Origin of the sequence: Tautonia rosea (assembly GCF_012958305.1) — a bacterium.
GTDB lineage: Bacteria > Planctomycetota > Planctomycetia > Isosphaerales > Isosphaeraceae > Tautonia > Tautonia rosea.
Window position 1 is genome coordinate 99,976 of sequence record NZ_JABBYO010000008.1, and the last position, 21,302, is coordinate 121,277.

Annotated in this window: 13 protein-coding genes; 7 read left to right on the plus strand and 6 right to left on the minus strand. The window is 66.0% G+C overall.

The genetic code is table 11. The features are described 5' to 3' along the window. Positions 1–9: 9 nt before the first annotated feature. Positions 10–1,683, minus strand: a complete 1,674-nt coding sequence (locus HG800_RS15450) for a formylmethanofuran dehydrogenase subunit A (RefSeq protein WP_169977536.1) — start codon at positions 1,681–1,683, stop codon at positions 10–12. A 268-nt stretch (positions 1,684–1,951) separates the two neighbouring features. Continuing rightward, complete coding sequence (locus tag HG800_RS15455) at positions 1,952–4,393, minus strand: serine/threonine-protein kinase (protein ID WP_315852047.1); 2,442 nt, start codon at positions 4,391–4,393, stop codon at positions 1,952–1,954. 557 nt (positions 4,394–4,950) lie between these two features. On the opposite strand from HG800_RS15455, the gene HG800_RS15460 reads away from it, so the two are divergent. The 7 genes from HG800_RS15460 (at position 4,951) to HG800_RS15490 (ending at position 14,092) form a co-directional block, all read left to right on the plus strand. After that, positions 4,951–5,211 (plus strand): hypothetical protein, encoded by a 261-nt coding sequence (locus HG800_RS15460; protein ID WP_169977538.1) that lies wholly within the window; start codon positions 4,951–4,953, stop codon positions 5,209–5,211. 140 nt (positions 5,212–5,351) lie between these two features. Continuing rightward, positions 5,352–6,416, plus strand: a complete 1,065-nt coding sequence (locus tag HG800_RS15465) for a DUF1559 domain-containing protein (protein WP_169977539.1) — start codon at positions 5,352–5,354, stop codon at positions 6,414–6,416. Between the two features lie 1,075 nt (positions 6,417–7,491). Further along, the gene (locus tag HG800_RS15470) at positions 7,492–10,632 is read left to right on the plus strand and encodes a PVC-type heme-binding CxxCH protein (protein WP_169977540.1); all 3,141 of its coding nucleotides are present in this window, start codon (positions 7,492–7,494) and stop codon (positions 10,630–10,632) included. 18 nt (positions 10,633–10,650) lie between these two features. Further along, complete coding sequence (locus HG800_RS15475) at positions 10,651–11,202, plus strand: hypothetical protein (RefSeq protein WP_206352288.1); 552 nt, start codon at positions 10,651–10,653, stop codon at positions 11,200–11,202. Between the two features lie 120 nt (positions 11,203–11,322). Then, positions 11,323–12,621: a galactonate dehydratase gene (gene dgoD, locus HG800_RS15480; RefSeq protein WP_220487819.1), complete on the plus strand. Its 1,299-nt coding sequence runs from the start codon at positions 11,323–11,325 to the stop codon at positions 12,619–12,621. Between the two features lie 15 nt (positions 12,622–12,636). Beyond that, positions 12,637–13,635, plus strand: coding sequence for a 2-dehydro-3-deoxygalactonokinase (locus tag HG800_RS15485; protein ID WP_169977541.1), 999 nt, complete (start codon positions 12,637–12,639; stop codon positions 13,633–13,635). A 13-nt stretch (positions 13,636–13,648) separates the two neighbouring features. Continuing rightward, the gene (locus HG800_RS15490; protein WP_169977542.1) at positions 13,649–14,092 is read left to right on the plus strand and encodes a hypothetical protein; all 444 of its coding nucleotides are present in this window, start codon (positions 13,649–13,651) and stop codon (positions 14,090–14,092) included. Between the two features lie 33 nt (positions 14,093–14,125). On the opposite strand, the gene HG800_RS15495 is transcribed toward HG800_RS15490, so the two are convergent. The 4 genes from HG800_RS15495 to HG800_RS15510 form a co-directional block, all read right to left on the minus strand. Further along, the gene (locus tag HG800_RS15495) at positions 14,126–14,746 is read right to left on the minus strand and encodes a Uma2 family endonuclease (protein WP_169977543.1); all 621 of its coding nucleotides are present in this window, start codon (positions 14,744–14,746) and stop codon (positions 14,126–14,128) included. A gap of 89 nt (positions 14,747–14,835) precedes the next feature. Next, the gene (locus HG800_RS15500; protein ID WP_169977544.1) at positions 14,836–16,185 is read right to left on the minus strand and encodes an enolase C-terminal domain-like protein; all 1,350 of its coding nucleotides are present in this window, start codon (positions 16,183–16,185) and stop codon (positions 14,836–14,838) included. A gap of 206 nt (positions 16,186–16,391) precedes the next feature. Then, positions 16,392–17,828, minus strand: coding sequence for a DUF1501 domain-containing protein (locus HG800_RS15505; RefSeq protein ID WP_315852048.1), 1,437 nt, complete (start codon positions 17,826–17,828; stop codon positions 16,392–16,394). 139 nt (positions 17,829–17,967) lie between these two features. After that, positions 17,968–21,072, minus strand: coding sequence for a PSD1 and planctomycete cytochrome C domain-containing protein (locus tag HG800_RS15510; protein ID WP_169977546.1), 3,105 nt, complete (start codon positions 21,070–21,072; stop codon positions 17,968–17,970). Between the last annotated feature and the right edge of the window lie 230 nt (positions 21,073–21,302).

Below are 21,302 nucleotides of genomic sequence, written 5' to 3' on the forward strand. Positions count from 1 at the left end.
GACCAACGTTCACGCTGAACCGCTTGGTACCACCTCGGCCGTCGGAAGCTCCTCGGGAGCGAGGGCGTAGTTGGCGAACTGGACCGAGTAGGAACGCTCGAACCAGTCGCGGATGCCGGGCAAACGGTCGGGGTCGAACTCAGGAGAGAGGACAAAGGTCCGGCCATTCGTCTCGGCGACCACCATGCCGTCGTCCACGACCAGCTCCCCCCCTTTGAATACCCAGCGGGGCCGCTCGAACATGGCGCGACGGTCCGAATTGGGCGAATAGATGGCGATGTCGGCATCGGCCCCGGGGCCGAGGTGCCCCTTGCGCGCGTTGAGACCCAGCATCCGCGCCGGAGCGGCTCGGGTGAGAATCGCGATCTCGAACAACGAGTACTCACGATCAAGTTCGTGGATGACTGATCGCTCACGAAGCCCTTTCGGCATCGAGGCCAACGCCTCGGTCCGGAAGGCACGATCCATCAAGAGATAAATCATTTCCGGATAACGATAGAAGGCCCCGCCGTTCGGGTGGTCGCTGGTCAGGGCAATCCGCCAGGGGTCTTCCATCAACAGATACCACTCCAGCGCGATGGCCCACTGCACCGCCGTGATCAGGTTTTTCTCAGGCAAGTACTCAATCGGAATCACGCCGCAACTGCTTTCCTGCTCCAGATCGGCGTTGAACCACTTGCCGCCCAGTTGCCGGTGCAGGCGATCGCCGGCGCGGGGGTCACCGGTCAAGATCATCGCCGGGCCGGGGCTGACGTGGCCGACATCTACGGTGATCTCCTTGTGCCGGCGAACGTATTCCAGCAACTTCGGCACGGCCGAGGCAAAGCTGCGCGGGTCGCTCGGATCACCATCGTAACTATGAAACTGAATATGAGCAAAATGCCCCCGGAAGCCGTCGATCGCCTCCATCGTCGCCCGCGTCGTCCGCCAGTTGCCGGGCACCCCCAGGTTGTTGCAGTGCACATGCACCGGATGCGGCAACCCCAGGCGATCGGCCGCCCCGGCCAGTGCCTGCACGACCTGCCTCGGCGACGCGCCGAAGCCGGTCACATCCTCATCCAGTTCTCGCATGCCTTTGCGACTGACATGCTTGTAATCTTCCACGTCCCCCGGGTTGACGACCTTGATCGCATACCCCTTGCTCGCATCAAGCGCCCAGGCGCAATACGCGTCAAGCGCCTCCATGTCGCCCGAGGCCGCGCAGTCGAGCACGCGATGAGCATTGCCCAGCAAGGTATAAAACCCGTTATCCAGGATCGGCGTATCGCGCAGCTCGTCGTGGGCGGCCCTGGCGTGCAAGGGAGGAATGGCCGCGTCCATCGCCGTCGTGTAGCCGATTCCGGCGAACAAGTGCCCGGTCGCCGCGGTCGTCGGCACCCGCCCAACGAGGCCCGACCGGGTTCGCTCCGTCCGAGGCAGCGCCCGTCCTTCTCGAAAGGCGTCGGGGGTCATCAACCGCCCCGCGTTGACCTTCGGTCCGGCCACATGGCAGTGCATGTCGATCCCGCCGGGCATCACGACATATCCCGTCGCGTCGATCGTTCGTCCTCGAAACGCGCCTGGATCGTCTGGCGGGGGCACGATACGGCCGTCGGCAATCCAGAGGTCCCCCCTCTCGCCGTCCACGTCGTGAATCGGGTCGTAAATCGTCCCCCCGGCGATGCGGAGCGAAGGTGCAGCCATGATGATTCGTCTCGTTCAGAGGGGGGAAGCGGTCGGGATTCGTGGTCGAACAGTCCTCGGAGCGATTCCCGGACACGGGGAAGGAACGAAGTGATTCTAAGCAACAGACGGAACACAGAGAGAAGATTTCTAAGACGTTCGTTCTTTGCTCTGTCGATTCGATTTGTTCTCTTTCTCTTTCCGATTTCCGCTTTCTGAATTGATCCGTGTTTCATCCGTGGCTTTCCATCCCCTCTGTTCCCTGGAGCGTTTCGCTGCGATCGGTCGATCACTGGCTCCCCGACGACCAGAAGCTCTTGACCAATGCCTTATCCGGTCGATCGGGCGCTTCCATGTTGAGCTTCAACAGCTCGCTGTTCAGGTCGGCGGGGTCGGGGTGGTTCGATTGCTGGTTGACCGCGGCGTTCCACAGAATGAAGCGAGGGGAGCTGCGCTGGTCGAGATACCCAATCACCATGCTCTTATTCGTGTAATGCCAGACCGCCAGAATCGGCTTCGCGTTCGACCCTCCCCCGGCGAACGAAGGCACAAGCATCTCAATCTGTTTGTTCGGCATCCCCTGAATCGCCACCGTACCAGCCTTGTTCGCACGGACCGAGGGCACCACGGCCAGCCGATAGGGGCCGACGGGGACGATCCGGTGCCCTTGCGTCGCCGATCGGTTTTTCAGGGCGTTCAGCGCCTCAAGGCGAAGCGCGCGCAGCTCTCCCAGCGTGAAACGCTCGGGATCAGGATCGACCAGCGTGATGAAGTCGCGTGACGAGGGGCCGTCTTCGGCCGTGATCGCCCGGAGCGACGCCCGGCTGACGGTCAGGCTCGACACCGGCTCCGGTTCGTTGACGAATTCCTCGTCGTCGAGCACGGCCTCAAGATATTCGGGATCAGGCTCGAACTGCTCCAGCGACTCATCCAGATCGTCCACATCATCCACAGGAACCGACGTTTCAATTGCCCGATCCATCATCCGGCCGGGAGCTGCCGAGGCCGGTACGACCCGGCTGGCGGCGTCCCAGAACCCTTCGGCCTTCGATCGCAACCGGCGCTGCCAGAGGGCCCGTTCAATCAGCGGGTGCACCACCTCCGGCCAGAGCCGCTCGCTGGCCGGATCGTCGGCGGCTCGCAGGGTGGCGTAGCGCAGAATCGCGCGACGGAAGTCGGGACGCGACCGCCAGGCGTCGGTGAGGCGGTTCCAGCGATCGACCAGGTGGTCATCCACCTCGGTCCGTTGCGGGGCGATCTTCTTCAGGTCGTCGAGATTCTGGGGCATCAGGCCGGGATTGAGCAGCCCGTTCTCGTCGGTCAGGTGCGACTGGGCCCGCTTGCTGGCCTGTTGCAATGCCTGGCGAATCTTGCGGAACCGCTTGCGTCGGGCGGCGTCGGAGCGGCCCCGCAGGTATTTGATCACGACGATCGGGCTGAGCATCGGGCGGATGTCGACCTGCTCGTCGAGCAACCGGGCGGCTCGGGCGATGTCCTCCTCGGTCACCTTGCGCAGGGTCATCAGCCAGGTCATCGCCAGCATCAAGCGGGCCCGGTCGGCGTTCCTCGGGTCAAGCGGCCGCATCAGGAAAATCCCGCGACGCCGCGAACCGCCAAGCAGGTACGCCAGGTAATGCCCGCTGAGATACCGCTCCTCGGCCGAAAGGGCGATGGGCACCCGCTCCACCTCGGCGATCATCTGCTCGGCCTCTTGCCGACGTTTGACCGATCGGCGGACCGAGGTCGCGGCGGCCTCCGATGGCGGAGCCGGTGCGGCGGCAACCTCGACCGTTTCCGCCACGGCCTCGGCCGCCTCCGGTGCGGCCCCGGCTCGCCAGCGGTCCCCTTCGATCAGGTGCCGGATCGCTGCGGCGGCCTCGGCCCCGGTGGCCAGGCGATCGGCCGGGGCCTTGGCCATCAATCGGAGGATCAAGGCGTTGAGTGCCTCGGAAATCTCGGGGTTGATCGACCGGGGAGCTGGCGGCTCGGAGTTCACGTGCTGCGCCATGATCGCCATCGGGTTCCCCCGAAAGGGGGGCTCACCCGTCGCCGCCTCGTAAAGCAAGACCCCGAGCGAGTACAGGTCCGATCGCGGGTCGAGCTTCCGGCCCCTCGCCTGTTCGGGGCTCATGTAGACCGGCGTGCCGCGCGCAACGCCCGTCTCCTGCTCCTGCTCCATCAACACCGAGAGGCCGAAATCCGACAGCTTCGGCCGGTCGTCTCGGGTCAGCAACACGTTGCCGGGCTTCAAGTCACGGTGGATGATCCCCTGATGATGAGCGTAGTCGAGCGCATCGGCCACCGAGGCCAGGATGGTCAGGCGTTCGGGGATGCTCAGCTCCTTCCAGCGCAGGTGATAGCTCGGCCCGTCCACCTCCTCCATGATGAAGTAGGTGATGCCGTCTTCCTGGTCGAAGTCATACAGGCGGACGATCCCGTCGTGCTGTAAGCGGGCAAGGATGCGGGCTTCGAGGCCGAGCCGATCGTTGACCTCCGGCCCGCCCAGTTCCCGAAGGATCTTGATGGCGACGGGGCGTTGAAGCGTCAGGTCGAGGGCGCGAAAGACCGCTCCCATGCCCCCGCGTCCCAGTTCGCGATCGATCGAAAACCGTCGCTTTAACGTCGTACCGATCACCGTTTGGGCACCCCCGAAGGCCCGGCGCGGCCCGCGACCGGCTCGCCTGGTCGTCTGACCGCGAGCCGACTCTGCCGAGGTACCGCCGTTCGTCACACATCTTAAGTCACATCCGCTTCCCTCACAATCCGACGCCCCCGGCGGACAACTCGACCATACCGCCCCCTCATGCAATCACAGCACCGTTCCCTCATCATTTTGCGGCAATTCACCCACGGCCGGTGGGTGTCTCTCTCCCATCCCTTTTTCCTCACCTCCGGTTCGTCCCAGGGCATCTCCACGGACACGAGGCTCGCCCCATCAGCCAGTCATCCTTCAACTTGCATCACCATCCTCCGTCATGAGAAAAATGGGCCAACATGCTTGGTATGAGAGTTGACGACCTAATTTTTTCGGAGATATATTGAATCCACGCTCGAAGACTGAACCCTTCCCTTCCTCTCCCTCAGTCTCGTGGCGTCGCCTTCGTCCCAGCCGACGGGTTCCCCTTAGATTCGCCTCATCGCAAGCGAACGACACACCGAGTCGCGGCTCCCGAACCATTGCGTAGCCTTCATTTCTCAGTGTGCCGCGCCCCGTTCGGCCCCCTCTCGCCAATGATCCGCCAAGGCCCTTCGTTCCTTTTTTTCTTCCTTTCGACCGGACGTTCCTTCATGAAGATCACTCTGCTCTCCATCCGACTCGGCACGGCCTTCGCCGTCGGCCTGTCGTCGGTCTGCGTGGTCCTGGCCACTTCCGGCTGCGACAACCCGCAGCGCGATGTCGGCTCCATCAGCATCTCCAGGTCGAAGCAGGCCGCCGCCGAAAACGGCATCGCCGGTCCCGGAGAACGGGACGGCGGAGGCGGTGAGGTCGCCGGAGGTGGCGAGGTCGCCGGAGGCCGCGAGGCCGCCGGAGGCCGAGGAGGCCGTTGAGGCCGTTGAGGCCCCAAAGAACCCTAGGTGCCCTCGATCGACGGCATCGCTCGCAGAGTCCGAATGACCGAATCACCCCAGACGCGGTCTCCTCGGAGGCGGCGCCTATTCGTTTTTTTTAATGATGAGGATCTGACTCCATGAAACCTCCCTTTGCGACCCGTCCGGCCCGTCTCGGCTTCACCTTGATCGAATTACTCGTCGTCATCGCCATCATCGGCGTCCTGATCGCACTGCTCTTGCCCGCGGTCCAATCCGCCCGCGAGGCCGCCCGACGCGCCCAGTGCACCAATAACCTCAAGCAGCTCGCCCTGGCCGCGCAGAACTACGTCGATTCCAACGGCGTGCTCCCCTCGCACGGCTTCTGGCAGCGCAACGCCAGCAACCCGGCCGCTGTTTACTACGGCCACAGCGTCTTCTCCTCGATGCTGCCCTTCCTGGAACAGGGCACCATCGCCAACGCGGTCAACTACAATTTGCCGGCCTTCGGCGTCGGGGCCGGCGGGGGCCCGGTGCACTGGACCGTCGCCGCGATCGGCCTGAACACCCTTTGGTGCCCGAGCGACACGGTAGAACCCACTCCCCTGCAGACCGGATTCTACGGCACCCCGACCCCCGGCAACCCCTCAACTCAGCACCACCTGAGCTACGCCGGCAACTCCGGCACCTGGCCAATCTTCCTCAGCTCAACCGACTCGCGCTTCCGGAGTCACATCGGCAATGCGACCGGCCTCGTCTATCACCACAGCGCCATGAGCCTCGCCGGCATCCGCGACGGTACGAGCAACACCCTACTCTTCGGCGAGAAGGCCCACGGCATCCTCGACCCCGCCGAGGCTGCCGGCTACGGCTGGTGGAACTCCGGCTACTGGGGCGACGGCACCTTCGACACCATGTTCCCGATGAACGCCCACCGACGGCTCCGCGAGGGAATCGAGGACGGGCTCTGGTTCATCCCCGTGCAGGCCGCCTCCAGCTTCCATCCCGGCGGCTGCAACTTCGCCTTCGCCGACGGCTCGGTCCGCTTCATCAAGGAAACCGTCCAGTCGTGGCAGAATGACCTGAACAACTCCGGCGACCCCGTCGGGACCGCCTGGATCGGTTCCATCCAGAGCTGGCAGCTGCAGCCCGGCGCCTTCGTCGGCGTCTACCAGAGCCTCTCGACCCGAAAGGGCGGCGAGGTCATCAGCGCCGATCAGTTCTGATCCGATCGGGTGTCATCGGCTCCGATCCGATCCGATCCGATCCGATCCGATCCGATGACACCCCTGCCCCTCCCGCCGTTCGATCGCAAGGCGGAGGTCGACCCTCACGCGCGCGGACCGGAACGAAATGGATGGCCCCCAAGCCGGGTACCGCGTCCTCAGTCTGCCAGGAGAGGTCGTTCCGCGACGTGGTCATCCCCCGGGTCGCCCCTTGGTGAACGATGCCCCCACCGGGGAGCGGACCTCGGGCACCGGGGAGCCACCCGCACCGCGGTCCCGATGCATTCCCGGCCCCTCCACGACGAGGACAACCGCGCGCCTCCTGGAGGCTTGCCCCCGTTTTTTTCCCGCCCGATGTGACTGCCGACGCCCCAATTCCCGATCTTATCGAGGGGTGGCCCGCCTCCGCTGGGTGCCCGTTGCCCCTCGCTCCTTCTCAATCCGAATTCCGACGATCCCTGCCCCCTCCGGCTGCGCGTCTTTTTCCCGAAACGAACAACACGGTTCGACACATTCCCTTTCAATTGAATCAGTTGCGCAGCTCCTCCTTGGCGCACCAGCCGCGCACCTCCCGGCGCACGCCCTGGACCTGAGCCTCCTCGGCCGATCCGTCTCATCTGTCTCCGAGGAGCATCCCCCCGTCGGCGGCTCTCCGCCCGTTCGTTGCGCGGTTGATTCACCGAAACGAACCGATTTCATCGCCGCAACCAATTTCGAGAGAATGAGTTATCGCGATTACCCGAAGCGCACCGTGAGCCCCCGGGCCGCGCACCGAAGTACGCACCTTCGACGGCAGACGGCTCGCCCGTCCAGTGCACGGCCGAGTTGCCGAAACGAATGACCGCATCGGGCCGATCCTCTTTCTCGAAAAGGAGTTGCATCGCCACCCCCCGGCGCACCGAGGCGCACCGGGGCCGCGCACCGAGGCCCCATCGCGGCCGGTCGTTGTCTGGGCTGGCCGGGTCGGGCAGAATGGGGCCATCAGGATTCCCGGCGCTCGGCCTCCCCGCTCGACCGGGGAGACTGGCCCCGCCCGTTGCGTTGCCCGACGGACTCCGACCCAGGGACCCCCGCCATGATGCGATCGCTCGCGAGAACCGCCCCGGCTCCGTTCCTGCCCCTGTCCCTGCTCCTGCTCCTCGCCCTGACGGTTGCTCCCCTTTCGCTCCGGGCCGATGAGGCCGTCGAACTGGGAGACCACCGCTTCACGATCCCCGACGGCTTCACTGTCGAGGTCGCTGCGGGGCCTCCCCTGGTCGATCGGCCGATCACCGCCGCCTTTGACGAACAGGGGCGGCTCTACGTGGCCGAGTCGTCCGGCTCGAACGATCCGGTCCAGGTCCAGCTCGAACAGAAGCCGCACCGCATCCTCCGCCTGGAAGACACCGACGGCGACGGCACCTTCGACCATCGCACCGTCTTCGCCGACCGCATGATGTTCCCCGAAGGCACGATGTTGCTCGACGGCTCCCTCTACGTCTCCGCCCCGCCCCACATCTGGAAGCTGACGGATACGACCGGCGACGGTGTGGCCGACGATCGCGAGATCTGGCTCGACGCCAAGACCCTCACCGGCTGCGCCAACGACCTGCACGGCCCTTATCTTGGCCCCGACGGCTGGGTCTACTGGGCCAAAGGGGCCTTCGCCGAGCAGACCTACGAACGCGACAACGCCCCCCCCTTCGTCACCCGGGCCGCTCACCTCTTTCGATGGCGGGCCGATCGCCAGGGGCCGATCGAATCGGTGATGACCGGCGGCATGGATAACCCGGTCGATGTCGTCTTCACCCCCGGCGGCGAGCGCATCTTCACCACCACCTTCTTCCAGTACCCCGCCGGCGGCTTCCGCGACGGTCTGATTCACGCCCTCTACGGCGGCGTTTACGGCAAGGTCCACAACGTCATCGAAGGCCACCCCCGCACCCGTCCCGGAGTCTTGCCTGTCCTCACGCACCTCGGCCCCGCCGCCCCGGCCGGACTGGAACGACTCCGAGGTACCGGCCTGGGCGACGACTTCCAGAACAACCTGCTCGCCTGCCAGTTCAACCTCCGCGCCGTCAGCCGACACCAGCTTGAACCCGAAGGCGGCTCCTTCACCACGACCGATGGCATCCTCATCCAGTCGGACAACTCCGACTTCCACCCGACCGACGTCCTCGAAGATGCCGATGGCTCCGTCCTGGTGGTCGATACCGGCGGCTGGTACAAGCTCTGCTGCCCCACCTCGCAACTGCACAAGCCCGACGTCCTCGGGGCGATCTATCGCATCCGAAAAGCTGGCACACAATCACATGATGATCCACGAGGCATGACCATTTCCTGGGATAATGCCAAGGCCGACGACCTCACCCCCCTGCTCTCCGACTCTCGCCCGATGGTCCGCGAACGGGCCGTGGCCACTCTCGGTCATCTCGGGGCCGAGGCCGTGCCCGCCCTCACCGCGATCGTCCAGCAGTCCGACACCCCCGAGGCCCGCCTCAATGCCGTTTGGGCGAGCAGCCGGATCGACGTTCCCGAAGCCCGCGAGGTCGCCCGGATCGCCCTGAAGGATGACGACGAAACCGTTGTTCAGGCCGCCCTGCACGTCATCAGCGTGCATCGGGACACCGAGGCGCTCGACCGCGTGGTGAACCTCCTGCACACCGGCTCCCCCCAGAACCGCCGGGCTGCCGCCGAGGCGACCGGACGCATCGGCGATTCCTCAATTGTCTCTTTCCTGCTCCAGGCGATGGCCGACGTGCCCGACGCCCCGCACTGGGCCGTGCAGCACTCGATCATCGCCGCCTTGATCGAGCTGAACGCCCCTGAGGCCACCCGATTCGGCCTCAGCGCCCCGCACGACACCGTGATCCGGGCCGCCCTCATCGCGCTGGACCAGATGCCCGGCGACCACCTGGAACCGGCCGACGTGGCCCCCCTGCTCTCCTCCGACGATCCTGAGCTGCGCGAGGCCGCCGCCTGGATCGCCGGCCGGAAGCCCGAGTGGGGGGCCGACCTCGCCCAGCACTTCGAGCGGCAGCTCCGCGACGCGACGGAGGATGACCGGGACGCGATCGTCGATCAGCTTGCTGGGCTCGCCTCGTCTCCCGAGATCCAGCGGGTGATCGCCGAGACCCTGGACGATCCGAAGGCCCCCGCATCCTCCCGACAGGCCGCCCTGGCCGCGATGGCCCGAGCCACTCTCGACCCGGCTCCCTCGTCCTGGGTGGCCGCCGTGGCCAAGGCGATCGACTCCGACACCCTCCGCCCGCTCGCCGTCTCGGCGGCTCGGGCGCTCAGGGTGACGGGGGCTGAGGCCGACACGCTTCGCGACCCCTTGCTCCGCATCGCCCGGGATGCCGACGCCGAACCCACCGCCCGGCTCGACGCCCTGTCGGCCCTGCCTGGAGGTGTCGGACGCCTGGATGAGGACCTGTTCACCTTCTTGATCAATCGCCTCGACCCCGACTCCCCTGCCGCCGAGCAGACCCGAGCGGCCGACCTGCTGGTGGCCTCGACCCTGAGTGATGATCGCTTGCTCATCCTTGCGGACCAGATCGCCGAGGCCGGCCCGCTCTCCGTCCCCCGCCTGCTCCCCGCCTTCGACAGCCAGGACGACGAGGCGCTCGGCCTCCGGCTTGTGACCGCGATCGACGCCTCGCCGAGCCGAGGGAGCCTCGCCCCGGGCGACGTCCGCACCCTGCTCGACCGCTTCGGCCCGACCGTGGCCGCGAAAGCCTCGACCCTGCTGGCCGCCCTCGACGCCGACGCCGCTGAGAAGCTCGCTCGGATCGAGGGCCTGCTCCCCCTGGTCGAGCAAGGGGATGTCTACCGCGGCCAGGCCGTCTTCAACAGCGAAAAGGCCGCCTGCCGGACCTGCCACGCGATGGGATACGTCGGCGGCAAGATCGGCCCCGACCTCAGCCGGATCGGCGGCATCCGCACCGAGCGCGACCTGCTTGAGGCCATCGCCTACCCGAGTGCCAGCTTCGTCCGCAGCTACGAAACGATCGTCGTCGCCACGGTCGACGGCCAGGTCTTCAGCGGCCTGATCGCCAACGAGGGCCCCGACTCCATCACCCTCGTCCTCAACGCCGACGAATCCATTCAGATCGCCCGCGACGCGATCGAGGAGATGCAGCCCGGCACCACCTCCATCATGCCCGCCGGCCTCGACGAACAGCTCTCCCCTCAGGAACTGGCCGACCTGGTCAAGTTCCTCAGGGCGAGCAAGTAATGTGAGCAGCACAAGAGAATGATGATGCGATTCCTGGCGATCGTTCTGCTTTGCATCCTGGCTGCGATCGCCTACGGAATCGTTCATGATCAGATCACTGCGCGTGTGTGCTTGGAATACTTCACGGTCGGCCACCCGGCGATCCTCCCTCCCGAGCTCTTTGACTCTCCGACCTGGCAAGGCTTGATCTGGGGAATCATCGCCACCTGGTGGGTCGGCCTGATCCTCGGCGTTCCGATGGCGGTGGCTGCTCGGCTGGGCAATCGGCCGAAACGGTCGGTCCGATCTCTGGCCCGGCCGATCGGCCGATTGCTCGGCGCGATGGCAGTCGTGGCCGTGATAAGCGGGGGGATCGGCTTCGTGCTTGCCCGACTCGATGTCATCTCGCTCGTCGAACCGATCGCCAAGAAGGTCCCCTCGGAACGGCACGACCGATACCTCGCCGTCCTCTGGGCCCACCTGGCAAGCTATGCCTCGGGATTCGTCGGAGGTCTCGTGATCATTGCGATCGTCTGGCGTTCTCGCCTTCCCGAGCACAAAGAACACTCAAAATCACATTCACTGATTTGAATGACGAATCTTCCCTGACCAGGGCAGCCCGCAAGCAGGCCCAACCGAGACTCCTGAACCAACCGAGCCAATCAATCGCACGAACCTCTCCCCGCTCGACCCTGAATCCCGGTGATCCTGATGAAACCGATCGGCCCGAACTTTCCTCACCGTCGCTCTGCCTTGCTCGCGATGCTCAGTGCTGCCGGAGGGGCCGCGGCCCTGGGGGCGATCACCGCGCAAGATCCGTACGATCCCCAACGCGAGGTCGATGACCCGAGGGGGGTCGTCCGGGGCAAGCAACGGGCCGCTCAGATCGTCGGCTCGGGTGAAAAACTGACGATTACCCGATTGGAGACGATCCTCGTCAAACCCCGCTGGCTGTTCCTGAAGATCCACACCGACGCCGGGATCGTCGGCCTGGGCGAGCCGATCGTCGAGGGCCGGGCCGAGACCTGCATCGCCGCCGTCAAGGAGCTGGAAGCGTACCTGATCGGCAAGGACCCGAGGCCGGTCGCCCACCACTGGCAGGCCATGTATCGGCATGCCTTCTACCGAGGCGGCCCGGTCCTAACCAGCGCGATCAGCGGCATCGACATGGCCCTCTGGGATATCAAAGGGAAGGCCCTCGGCGTTCCCGTGTACGAGCTGCTCGGCGGGCCGACCCGGACCCGGATCCGGGTCTACGCCCACGCACGATCCCCCGAGGCCATCCGGCGGGCCCGAGAGGAGGGTTTCACCGCCTTCAAGACCGGCCCGAGCAAGAGCCGCCCCCCTCGGATCGTCGAGAATCTGGCCTTCGTCCGCAAGGTGGCCGACGGTTTCGCCTCACTCCGCGAGGTTGTGGGGGACGAGTGCGACATCGGCATCGACTTCCACGGCGCCGTCCCTCCGCAGACCGCGAAATTGCTCATCAAGGCACTTGAGCCTTATCAGCCCATGTTCATTGAGGAGCCCGTCGCCTGCCAGAACGTTGATGCAATGGCCGACATCGCCCGCAGCACCCACCTGCCCATCGCCACCGGCGAGCGCATCTTCACCAAGTGGGGCTTCCGGGAAATCCTGGAGAAACAGGCCGCCTCGATCCTCCAGCCCGACCTCTGCCACGCCGGCGGCATCACCGAGACCCGCCTGATTGCCGGAATGGCCGAGGCGTACTACGCCGGCATTGCCCCACACAACCCGCTTGGGCCGATCTCGCTGGCCGCAGGGCTGCAACTGGCCGCTTCGATCCCCAACTTCCTCTGCCAGGAGCAGGTGAGCCTGGGGGATGGTTATATTACGGAACCCTTCCGCGTTGTCGACGGCTACGTCGACCTGCCGAAAGGGCCCGGACTTGGCATCGAGCTGGACGAGGATGCGATGGCCGACAAGATCGGGCACGAGTGGACGAACCCCGAATCCTACGACGTCTTCGACGGATCTGTTGTCGATTGGTGATGTGAAGGGACGACGATGTCTGACCGACCGACCCGATTCCTGAGCGGCGACTGGGGCACCTCGCGCCTCCGCGTGCGGCTTGTGGAGTCGGAAACCCTGACCACGATCACCGAAGCCGACTCCGACGACGGCATCGGCCCGACCTTCCGCGCCTGGCAGGAGGCGGGCTCGCCGGGCGATCGCGAAGGGTTCTACCTCCGCGTGCTCGCCCCGCTCGTCGATCGATTCCGCGAAAGTTCGGATGTTGATTTGACGAGCCTGACTCTCGTCCTCTCGGGGATGGCCTCGGCCACGATCGGGATGCGGGAGCTTCCTTACGCCCCTGCTCCGCTCCCGCTCTCGGGCGAAGGATTGCCGACGGCGCGGATCGCGCCGGGCATCCTCCCCTGCGAAACCCTGCTCGTCACCGGCGTTCGGACCGACGAAGACATCATGCGAGGCGAGGAGACCATCCTCCTCGGCCTCGCCGCCGACGGCCTGACCGACGCCCTCGTGATCCTGCCCGGCACCCACTCCAAGCACGCCGTTGTCCGAAACGGAATTCTCGAACACTTTCACACCTATTTGACTGGCGAACTGTTTGCCCTTGTCCGCGACCATAGCGTCCTCCGCCCCTCGCTCGCCCCCAGCCCGACGCCCGGCGAGGCGTTCGAGCGAGGCGTCCGCGACGCCTCCTCCGCCAACCTCCTCGGTGAGCTGTTCGCCCTGCGGGCCGGTTCCGTCCTCCACGGCACCCCTCCCGAGGAGAACGCCGCGCGGCTCAGCGGCCTCTTGATCGGCACCGAGCTGGGGGGGCTCGCCTCGGACTCCGTCGCGGACCTCCCGATCGTCGTCGCCGCCCCCGAGCCCCTGCGATCCTTCTACCGCTCGGCCCTGGCGTGCCTTGACCTCGAAGGGCGTTGCCAGTTCATCCCCGACGAGGCCATGTCCCGCGTCATCTTCCTCGGCCAGCGGGCGATCCTGGCCCAGTCAGCATCAGAGCAGCCCCCAACCAGGGTCAGCCCTTCCACCTGACAAGGCCAATTTCATGAACCCCCTAACTGTGCGTCGCGTCGCGATCGTCAGCGTCTGGATCGTGCTTGGCGGGTTCGCCCTGGAGCGTTTCCTGGCGTTTCTCATCTGCCATCAGCCAACCTCCGACTGGACCCTTGAGCGGGTCGAGCGGTTGATCGACGAGGAGGTCCGCGTCGGCTGGACCCGCGAGCAAGGCGAGGCCTGGTTCGATCGGCACGAGATCCGTGCGTTCTTCACCGGGGTCGATGGGTATGCCCGGAGGTATCCCGACCGCGTCCGAAACGCCGCCGACCTGGCAGGCCTTGACGAGGACCAACTTAGCGGCATGCTGTTCGGCACAATCCCCGACGCCGACATCGGCTCATGCTGGAACTCTGAGATTAAAATCATGCTTTTCTATGATCACGACGGCCACGTTACCGGAAATCACATTGAGACGTTCTCATACGAACTCTGATGCCGTTCAACTGGGATGACCGTGGAGGTCGCCTCACCCCGCCGGAGCCGCAGGCAGCAACGAGGAGACGGGCAGCTCGGCGATGGGCTGGCCGTCGAGGTCGAGGGGGACGGATTCGCCCGGGCCGTAGGAGCGGATCTGGAGGTAGGCCGGGGAGTCTCCGCCGAGCGGCTCGGCGTGGGTCTCGACGCGGCGGGTGCGGAGGTTGAGGACCCAGTAGTTCCACACGCCGCCGGCGGCATAGGCGGATCGCATGCGGCCGAGGTCCTTCGGAACGCTCGAATCGGCGACCTCTACGACGAGGCCGACGTCGGCGGGGGTCGGGGGGCGATTTGTATAATCGTTGCGAGCCCCCCGGATCACCATCAGGTCTGGCTCAGGCACGTGGAGGAGCGAGAGTCTCAGGGAGCCTTCGACCACGATATGCCAACCGATCATTCTGGTGGCGGTTAGCGCATCCATGCATAACCCCTGGGCGACAATGTGTGGCTGGTTCTTCCCCATCTTCTCGACGAGTTGCCCCTCCCAGAGTTCGACGTGGCGGGCGTCGGGGATCGCTCCGATCTCGATCATGCGGAAGTAGGTCTCGGCCGTGATCGGCAAGGGACGGCCGCCACGGGCAGACGGGGACAGGCTGGGGGACGCGGTGCTCATGAGGGGATCTCCCGGCGGATCAGCCGCCGGCTCGATTCTAACCTGGAGGCGATCGAGGCGTCGAGCCGGGCGGCGCGGGGGAAGCGAGGTCAGGGGCGGATGACGGTGCCGTCATCGAGGCGGAGGTTGCCCCAGTGCATGTCGAAGGGGGGATCGTCGCCAATGGGGAAGCGGGCGGCGAGGGATTCGTCGAGGTCGACGCCGAGGCCGGGGCGATCGATCGGCCGGAAGGAGCCGTCGATCAGTTCGGGACAGCCGGGGAAGACGTCCTGCTCGGCCTGCGAGAAGATGCGGCCTTCCTGGATGCCGAAGTTGGGCACGGCGAGGTCGAGGTGGACGTTCGCCGCGTGGCCGACGGGGGAGAGGTCGCCGGGGCCGTGCCAGGCGGTCCGGATGCCGAAGAACTCGCAGAGGGAGGCGACCTTGCGGGCGGGAGTCAGGCCACCGATCATGGAGATGTGAATGCGCATGAAGTCGATCAGGCGATCGGTCACGAGCGGCATCCACTCGCGGGGGTTCGTGAACAGTTCTCCCATGGCGATGGGAACGGCCGTCTGGGCGCGAAGGTGCTTGAAATAATCGGCATCTTCGGGGCTGAAGGGATCTTCGATGAAGAAGGGGCGGAAGGGCTCGACCGCCTTGACGAGGCGGATGGCCTGGATGGGCGGGATGCGCTCGTGGACGTCGTGGAGGAGTTCGACGTCGTCGCCGATGGTGGAGCGGAGGTGCTCGAACAGCCGGGGGACCTCTCGGGCGTAGGCGACGGGGTCGAAGGCAACGGTGCGGCGGTTCTCGGGCTGGGCCTCGTCGATGGCTCCGGTGCGGACGCCGTAGGTGCTGCCGCCGCCGGATCGGCCGCCGTACTGGATGCGGACGTGGCGCTGCCCTTGCTCCATGAGGGAGCGAACGCCCTCCTCGACCTCCTCGGGCGTCTCGCCGCGGATGGAGCGATAGGTCGGCACCTTCTGGCGGCACTTGCCGCCGAAGAGGCGGTGCACGGGCATCCCGGCGACCTTGCCGAGGATGTCCCAAAGAGCCATATCGACACCACTGAGCGCGTTGTTCAAAACAGGGCCGTGACGCCAGTAGGAACTGAGGTGCGCCGACTGCCAGATGTCGTCGATGTCCAGCGGACTCTTGCCGATGAGGAAGGGCTTGAGGAATTGATCGACCGCCGCCGCGACGAGTTTGGCCCGCTGGGTGAAGGTCGCGCAGCCGAGGCCGTACAGACCGTCCTGGTCCGTCTCAACCTTGACCACGACGAGACGGATACCGGCCGGAGCGGTGAGGATGGCGCGGACATCGCGGATGGTCAGGTCGGCGTGTTGCTCCAAACGGGGGGCCTGGGCGTCATCAGCCGCGAACGTGGGGCGAGCCGAGGCGAGGGCGCCGGCACCCGCGCCGGCGAGAACCGAGCCGAGCCAGTCGCGTCGTTGCATGGGGAGGCTCCGGGGAAGATCGGGAGAGGTTTGGAGCCACGAAGAACGCAGTAGGCGGTAGGCAGCGGGCAGAACGTAAAGGGCAGTTTCCGACCTCTGACTGCCCACTGCCTCCCGCTTACGGCCTACTGCATTTTTCTGTGTTTTATCCGTGGCTCATTTCGATTTCCGACTCCGTGAGAGCGTTCCTCCATACCCGAGCCTGCTCACGCGATCAAGTCGGTGACGATGCGGCCGTGGACGTCGGTGAGGCGGAAGTCGCGGCCCTGGAAGCGGAAGGTGAGCTTGGTGTGGTCGAAGCCGAGGAGGTGGAGGATGGTGGCGTGCAGGTCGTGGACGTGCACGGGGTTCTCGGCGACGGAGAAGCCAAGCTCGTCGCTGGTGCCGAAGGTCTGGCCACCCTTGATACCGCCTCCGGCGAGCCACATGGTGAAAGCGTTCGGGTGGTGGTCGCGGCCGTCGGAGCCACCCTGGACCATCGGGGTGCGGCCGAACTCGCCGCCCCAGATGACGAGGGTGTCATCGAGCAATCCACGCTGTTTCAAATCCGTGATCAAAGCGGCACAGGCCTGATCGGTGTTGGCGCAGTTCTTTTTGAGGTCGCCCACGAGGTTGCCGTGCTGGTCCCAGGCCTCGTGAAAGAGCTGGACGAACCGGACACCGCGCTCGACCAGGCGGCGGGCGAGCAGGCAGTTGTTGGCGAAAGAGGGCTTGCCGGGCTCAGCGCCATAGAGGTTGAGGATATGCTCGGGCTCGGATTCGATGTCCATCAGCTCCGGAGCGCTCGACTGCATCCGGTAGGCCATCTCGAAGGCGTTGATGCGGGTGGCGATCTCGGGGTCGCCGGTTTCATCAAGCCGCATGCGGTTGAGGGTGGAGATGGCGTCGAGCGAGTCGCGCTGGAGGTGATCGTCGACCCCGTCGGGGTTGGAGAGGTAGAGGACCGGCTCGCCCCCGGTGCGGAACTGGACCCCCTGGTAGACCGTGGGCAGGAAGCCGCTGCCCCAGTTGGCGTTGCCGCCGCTTGGTCCTTTCGAGCCGGAGCTAAACACGACGTAGCCGGGCAGGTCCTTCGACTCGGACCCCAGGCCGTAGCAGGTCCAGGCCCCGAGGCTCGGGCGGCCGAACTGCTGGGCGCCGGTGCTCATGAGGATCTGGGCCGGGGCGTGGTTGAAGGCGTCGCCGACCATTGATCGAACGATGCAGAGATCATCCGCCACTTTTGCGGTGTGCGGCAAAAGCTCGGAGATCTCGGCACCGCTCGCGCCGTGGCGGGCGAATTTGAACTTGGGTCCGAGCAGCTTCGAGTTCGGGTTGATGAACGCGGCGCGGTAGCCTTCGAGCAGTTCGGGAGGGGGCAAGGTGCCGTCGAACTCGGCCAGGGTCGGCTTGTTGTCGAACATCTCCAGGTGGCTCGGGCCGCCGGCCATGAACAGGAAGATGACATTCTTGGCCTTCGGGGCGTAGTGCGGCGCCTTCGGCGCGAGGGGGTCGGCCGCAATCTGGGTCTTCGCGTAGCCTTCCTGTGCGAGCAGGTGACCGAGGGCCACGGAACCGAGCCCGACCCCGCACTGCTGGAGGAACCAGCGCCGGCTGACCTGCGACGGGTCCAGGTGGCGATACCGATGGGACTGGCAGTTCACGGAAAGGTCTCCAGAAGCGGCAGTGGGCAGTAGGCAGTAGGCAGATCTGGGACGAGCGAGGCGGACGGGCCAGGCATGAAGGGCCATGACGTTCGGCCGGCTTCGGCCTGTTTCGCCTCCGATCTGTCGATGCCAGGGCCTATTCCTTGGTGATCGTCTCGTCGAGGTTCAGGAGGACGCGGGCCACGGCGGTCCAACCGGCAAGGGTCGCGGGGGAGACACCTTCGGGAGGGGCCTCGTCGGCGATCATGGCGGATGGGTCGAGTGCGCCGGAGGCATACCGGGTGGTCTGGCGGTCGAGCAGGTCGAGCAGGACGGCGGCCTCGGCCTCGGTCGGGGCTCGGGAGACGCAGAGGCGGAAGGCGTGGTTCAGGCGATCGACGTCGGTTTCTCCGGCCTCGCGCAAGGTTCGGCAGGCGAGGGCTCGGGCCGATTCGAGGAAGACGGGCTCATTCAGGGTGATGAGCGCCTGAAGGGGAGTGTTCGATCGGGTCCGTCGGACGCACGACGATTCTCCCGGAGGGGCGTCGAAGGCGTCGAGGGCCGGATAGGGGACCGACCGGAAGCGGAAGGTGTAGAGGCCGCGCCGGTAGCGGTCGGGGCCGGTGGCGGTGTTCCAGACCTTCGGGCCGTAGCTGGCCGGGGGCTGGAAGAGGAACTCGGGGGCGGGAGGGAAGACGCTCGGGCCGCCGACCTCGGGGTTGAGCAGGCCGCTGGCGGCCAGGGCGATGTCGCGGACGATCTCGGCATCGACGCGGTGACGGGGGCCTCGGGCGAGCAGGCGGTTGTCGGGGTCGTGGGCGTAGCGTTCGGGAGTGGCCGAGGAGGTCTGCCGGTAGGTCGCGCTGGTGACGATCTGGCGGTGCAATTGCTTCAGGCTCCAACCGTTGTCCATGAAGGAGACGGACAGCCAGTCGAGCAATTCGGGATGACTCGGCGGGGCGGCCTGCGAGCCGAGGTCCTCGGACGTGGCGACCAGGCCGGTGCCGAAGTAAGTCTGCCAGACGCGGTTGACGATCGACCGGGCGGTCGTGGGCGACTCTCGGGCGACGAGCCAGCGGGCGAAGCTGAGGCGGTTGGGCGAATCGTCCTCTTCCGGCAAGGGGTGGAGCACGTCGGGGACGCCGGGGGTGACGGATTCGGCGGGCTTGAGGAAATCGCCGCGGTCAAGCCGGCGGGTCATCCGAGGGGTGTCACGGGACTGGAGGACAAGCTGGGTCGCACCTTCCGGGTGAGTCTTCCATAAGGCCTCGACTGCCTCGTTCGCCTCGGCCCATTCGGGGACGAAGGTGCGCCAGATCGAGAAGACGGCGGCGAGCTGCGCGGGGGAGCGTTCGTCGGGGGGGATGGCCAGGATCTCCCGGACGCGGGCCGGCAGCGGGTCGGCCGAGGGGTCGGGGGCGTCGGTGACGGAGAAGCGGAAGCGGCCGAGATTGTTGTTCTGGTTGTCGTCGCTGTTCCAGCCGCCGTGCATCTGCACGAGCCGGAAGGTGAGAGAGGCGCCGCCGGGGAAGTCGATCGGCTCCTCGAAGACGAAGACGGCCTTGCGCGGGACGTTGCTGCGGCCGGGGCCGATGTCGGCGGTCCAGGCGGTCTCGTTCTTGCCGTCGATGGCGTAGGCGATCGGCCCGGTCACGCGCTTGGTGTCGGTGCGGTCGTCGAAGGCAGGGTCGAGGTCGGCCTCGGGAGGATTCACGTCGGCCGAGGCGCGGGTGATTTTGACCTCGCGGGGGCCGTGCTCGCCGTCGATCGAGGAGGCGACAACTTTGAACTCGGAGAGGGCGAACAGGCCGAAGATCGACCGGCCGGGGCCGCCTTTGGGAAGTTCGGGATCGTTGAGCAGTTCGAGCCGGACGGCGGAGATTTTGCCCGGTGATTCGACCTTCACAGTGAAGTCGGTCGTGTGCTTGGTCGGGGCGTAGCCGGCGGCGAGGACGGAGCCATCGTCGAGCAGGTAGTGCTTCTGGCCGCCGCTGGCATCGAGTTCCGGGCGGACGACGGTCCACTCAGGCTGGTCGTCGCGGACGGTGGCTTCCCAGGCGAGCATTCGGTCGCGCCAGTCGAGGGTCCGGTGCTTCAGGTCGTCCTCGATCGCGGTGATCTGCTGGAAGATCTCGGCCCGCTGGCGCTGTTCCTCGGGCAGATAAACGGCGACGTTCGACTCGTGCGCGTTGTTCAAGAATGCGAACATGCGGTAATATTCAGTGTGCGAAATCGGATCATATTTGTGCGTGTGGCACTGGGCGCACGAGATCGTCAGGCCAAGGACGGCCTTGCCGACGGCGTCCATTCGATCGAACATCGCTTCCATGCGGAACTGTTCGGGATCGATGCCCCCTTCCTCGTTGATCATCGAGTTTCTCAGGAAGCCGGTGGCGACGAGTTGATCCTGGGTGGGGTCGGGCAGGAGGTCGCCGGCGAGCTGCTCGATGACGAACTGGTCGTAGGGCAGGTCGCGGTTCAGAGCGTTGATGACCCAATCGCGGTAGGCCCAGACGAAGCGGGCCTTGTCCTTCTCGTAGCCGTCGCTGTCGGCGTATCGGGCGGCGTCGAGCCAGAGGCGTCCCCAGCGCTCGCCGTAATGAGGGGAGGCGAGCAAGCGATTCACCAGATGCTCATAGGCATTGGGTGACTGATCGTTTACAAAGGCATCCACCTCCTCGGGGGTCGGCGGCAGGCCGATGAGGTCGAGCGAGAGGCGGCGGATGAGGGTGGTGCGGTCGGCCTCGGGCGAGGGTTCGAGCCCTTCGGCATCAAGCCGGGCGCGGACGAAGAAATCAATCGGGTTGCGGCACCAATCGGGGTCGGAGACGCTCGGCAATTCCGATTGCTCGGGGGGGATGAAGCCCCAGTGCTGTTCGAACGGGGCCCCCTGCTCGATCCAGGCGTTGAGGGTGGCGATTTGCTCGGGGGTCAAGCTCTTGCCCGAGTCGGGCGGGGGCATGCGGTCGAGGTCGTCGTCGGAGGTAATCCGCCAGTGCAGCTCGCTCTCGTCGAGGCTTCCGGGCACGACGGCGACGCCACCGGAGGGGGTCGGCTCGAACATGCCGCCGGGCAGGTCGAGCCGAAGGCCACCCTTGCGGTCGGCCTCGTCGGGCCCGTGGCAGCGGAAGCAGGTGTCGGAGAGGATCGGTCGGACGTCCCGGGCGAAGTCGATCGGCGTGTCGGCAACGGCAGAGGCGGGGAGAGCCGTTGTCAGCACGGCCAGGAGCCCAAGGCAGCGGGTTCGGGGCCGGCTCGTCATCGATGTCACCTCGCGAGCGTCGGGGTTCGGGGTTTGGTCGGTCGGTCGCGGCGGACTCCGGGTCAACACATGGAGATGAGCCCGTCAGCCGTCGTTCCGGACCAGGGTGGGTGGTGCGAGCACGTCGAAAAAAAAAAGGCGGGGGGGCAGGCTCGATTCACCGTCGGGAAACGGCGACATTGCCACCCTTCATGGTATCGGTCCGATGGCTGAGACTCAACCCTCAGCAG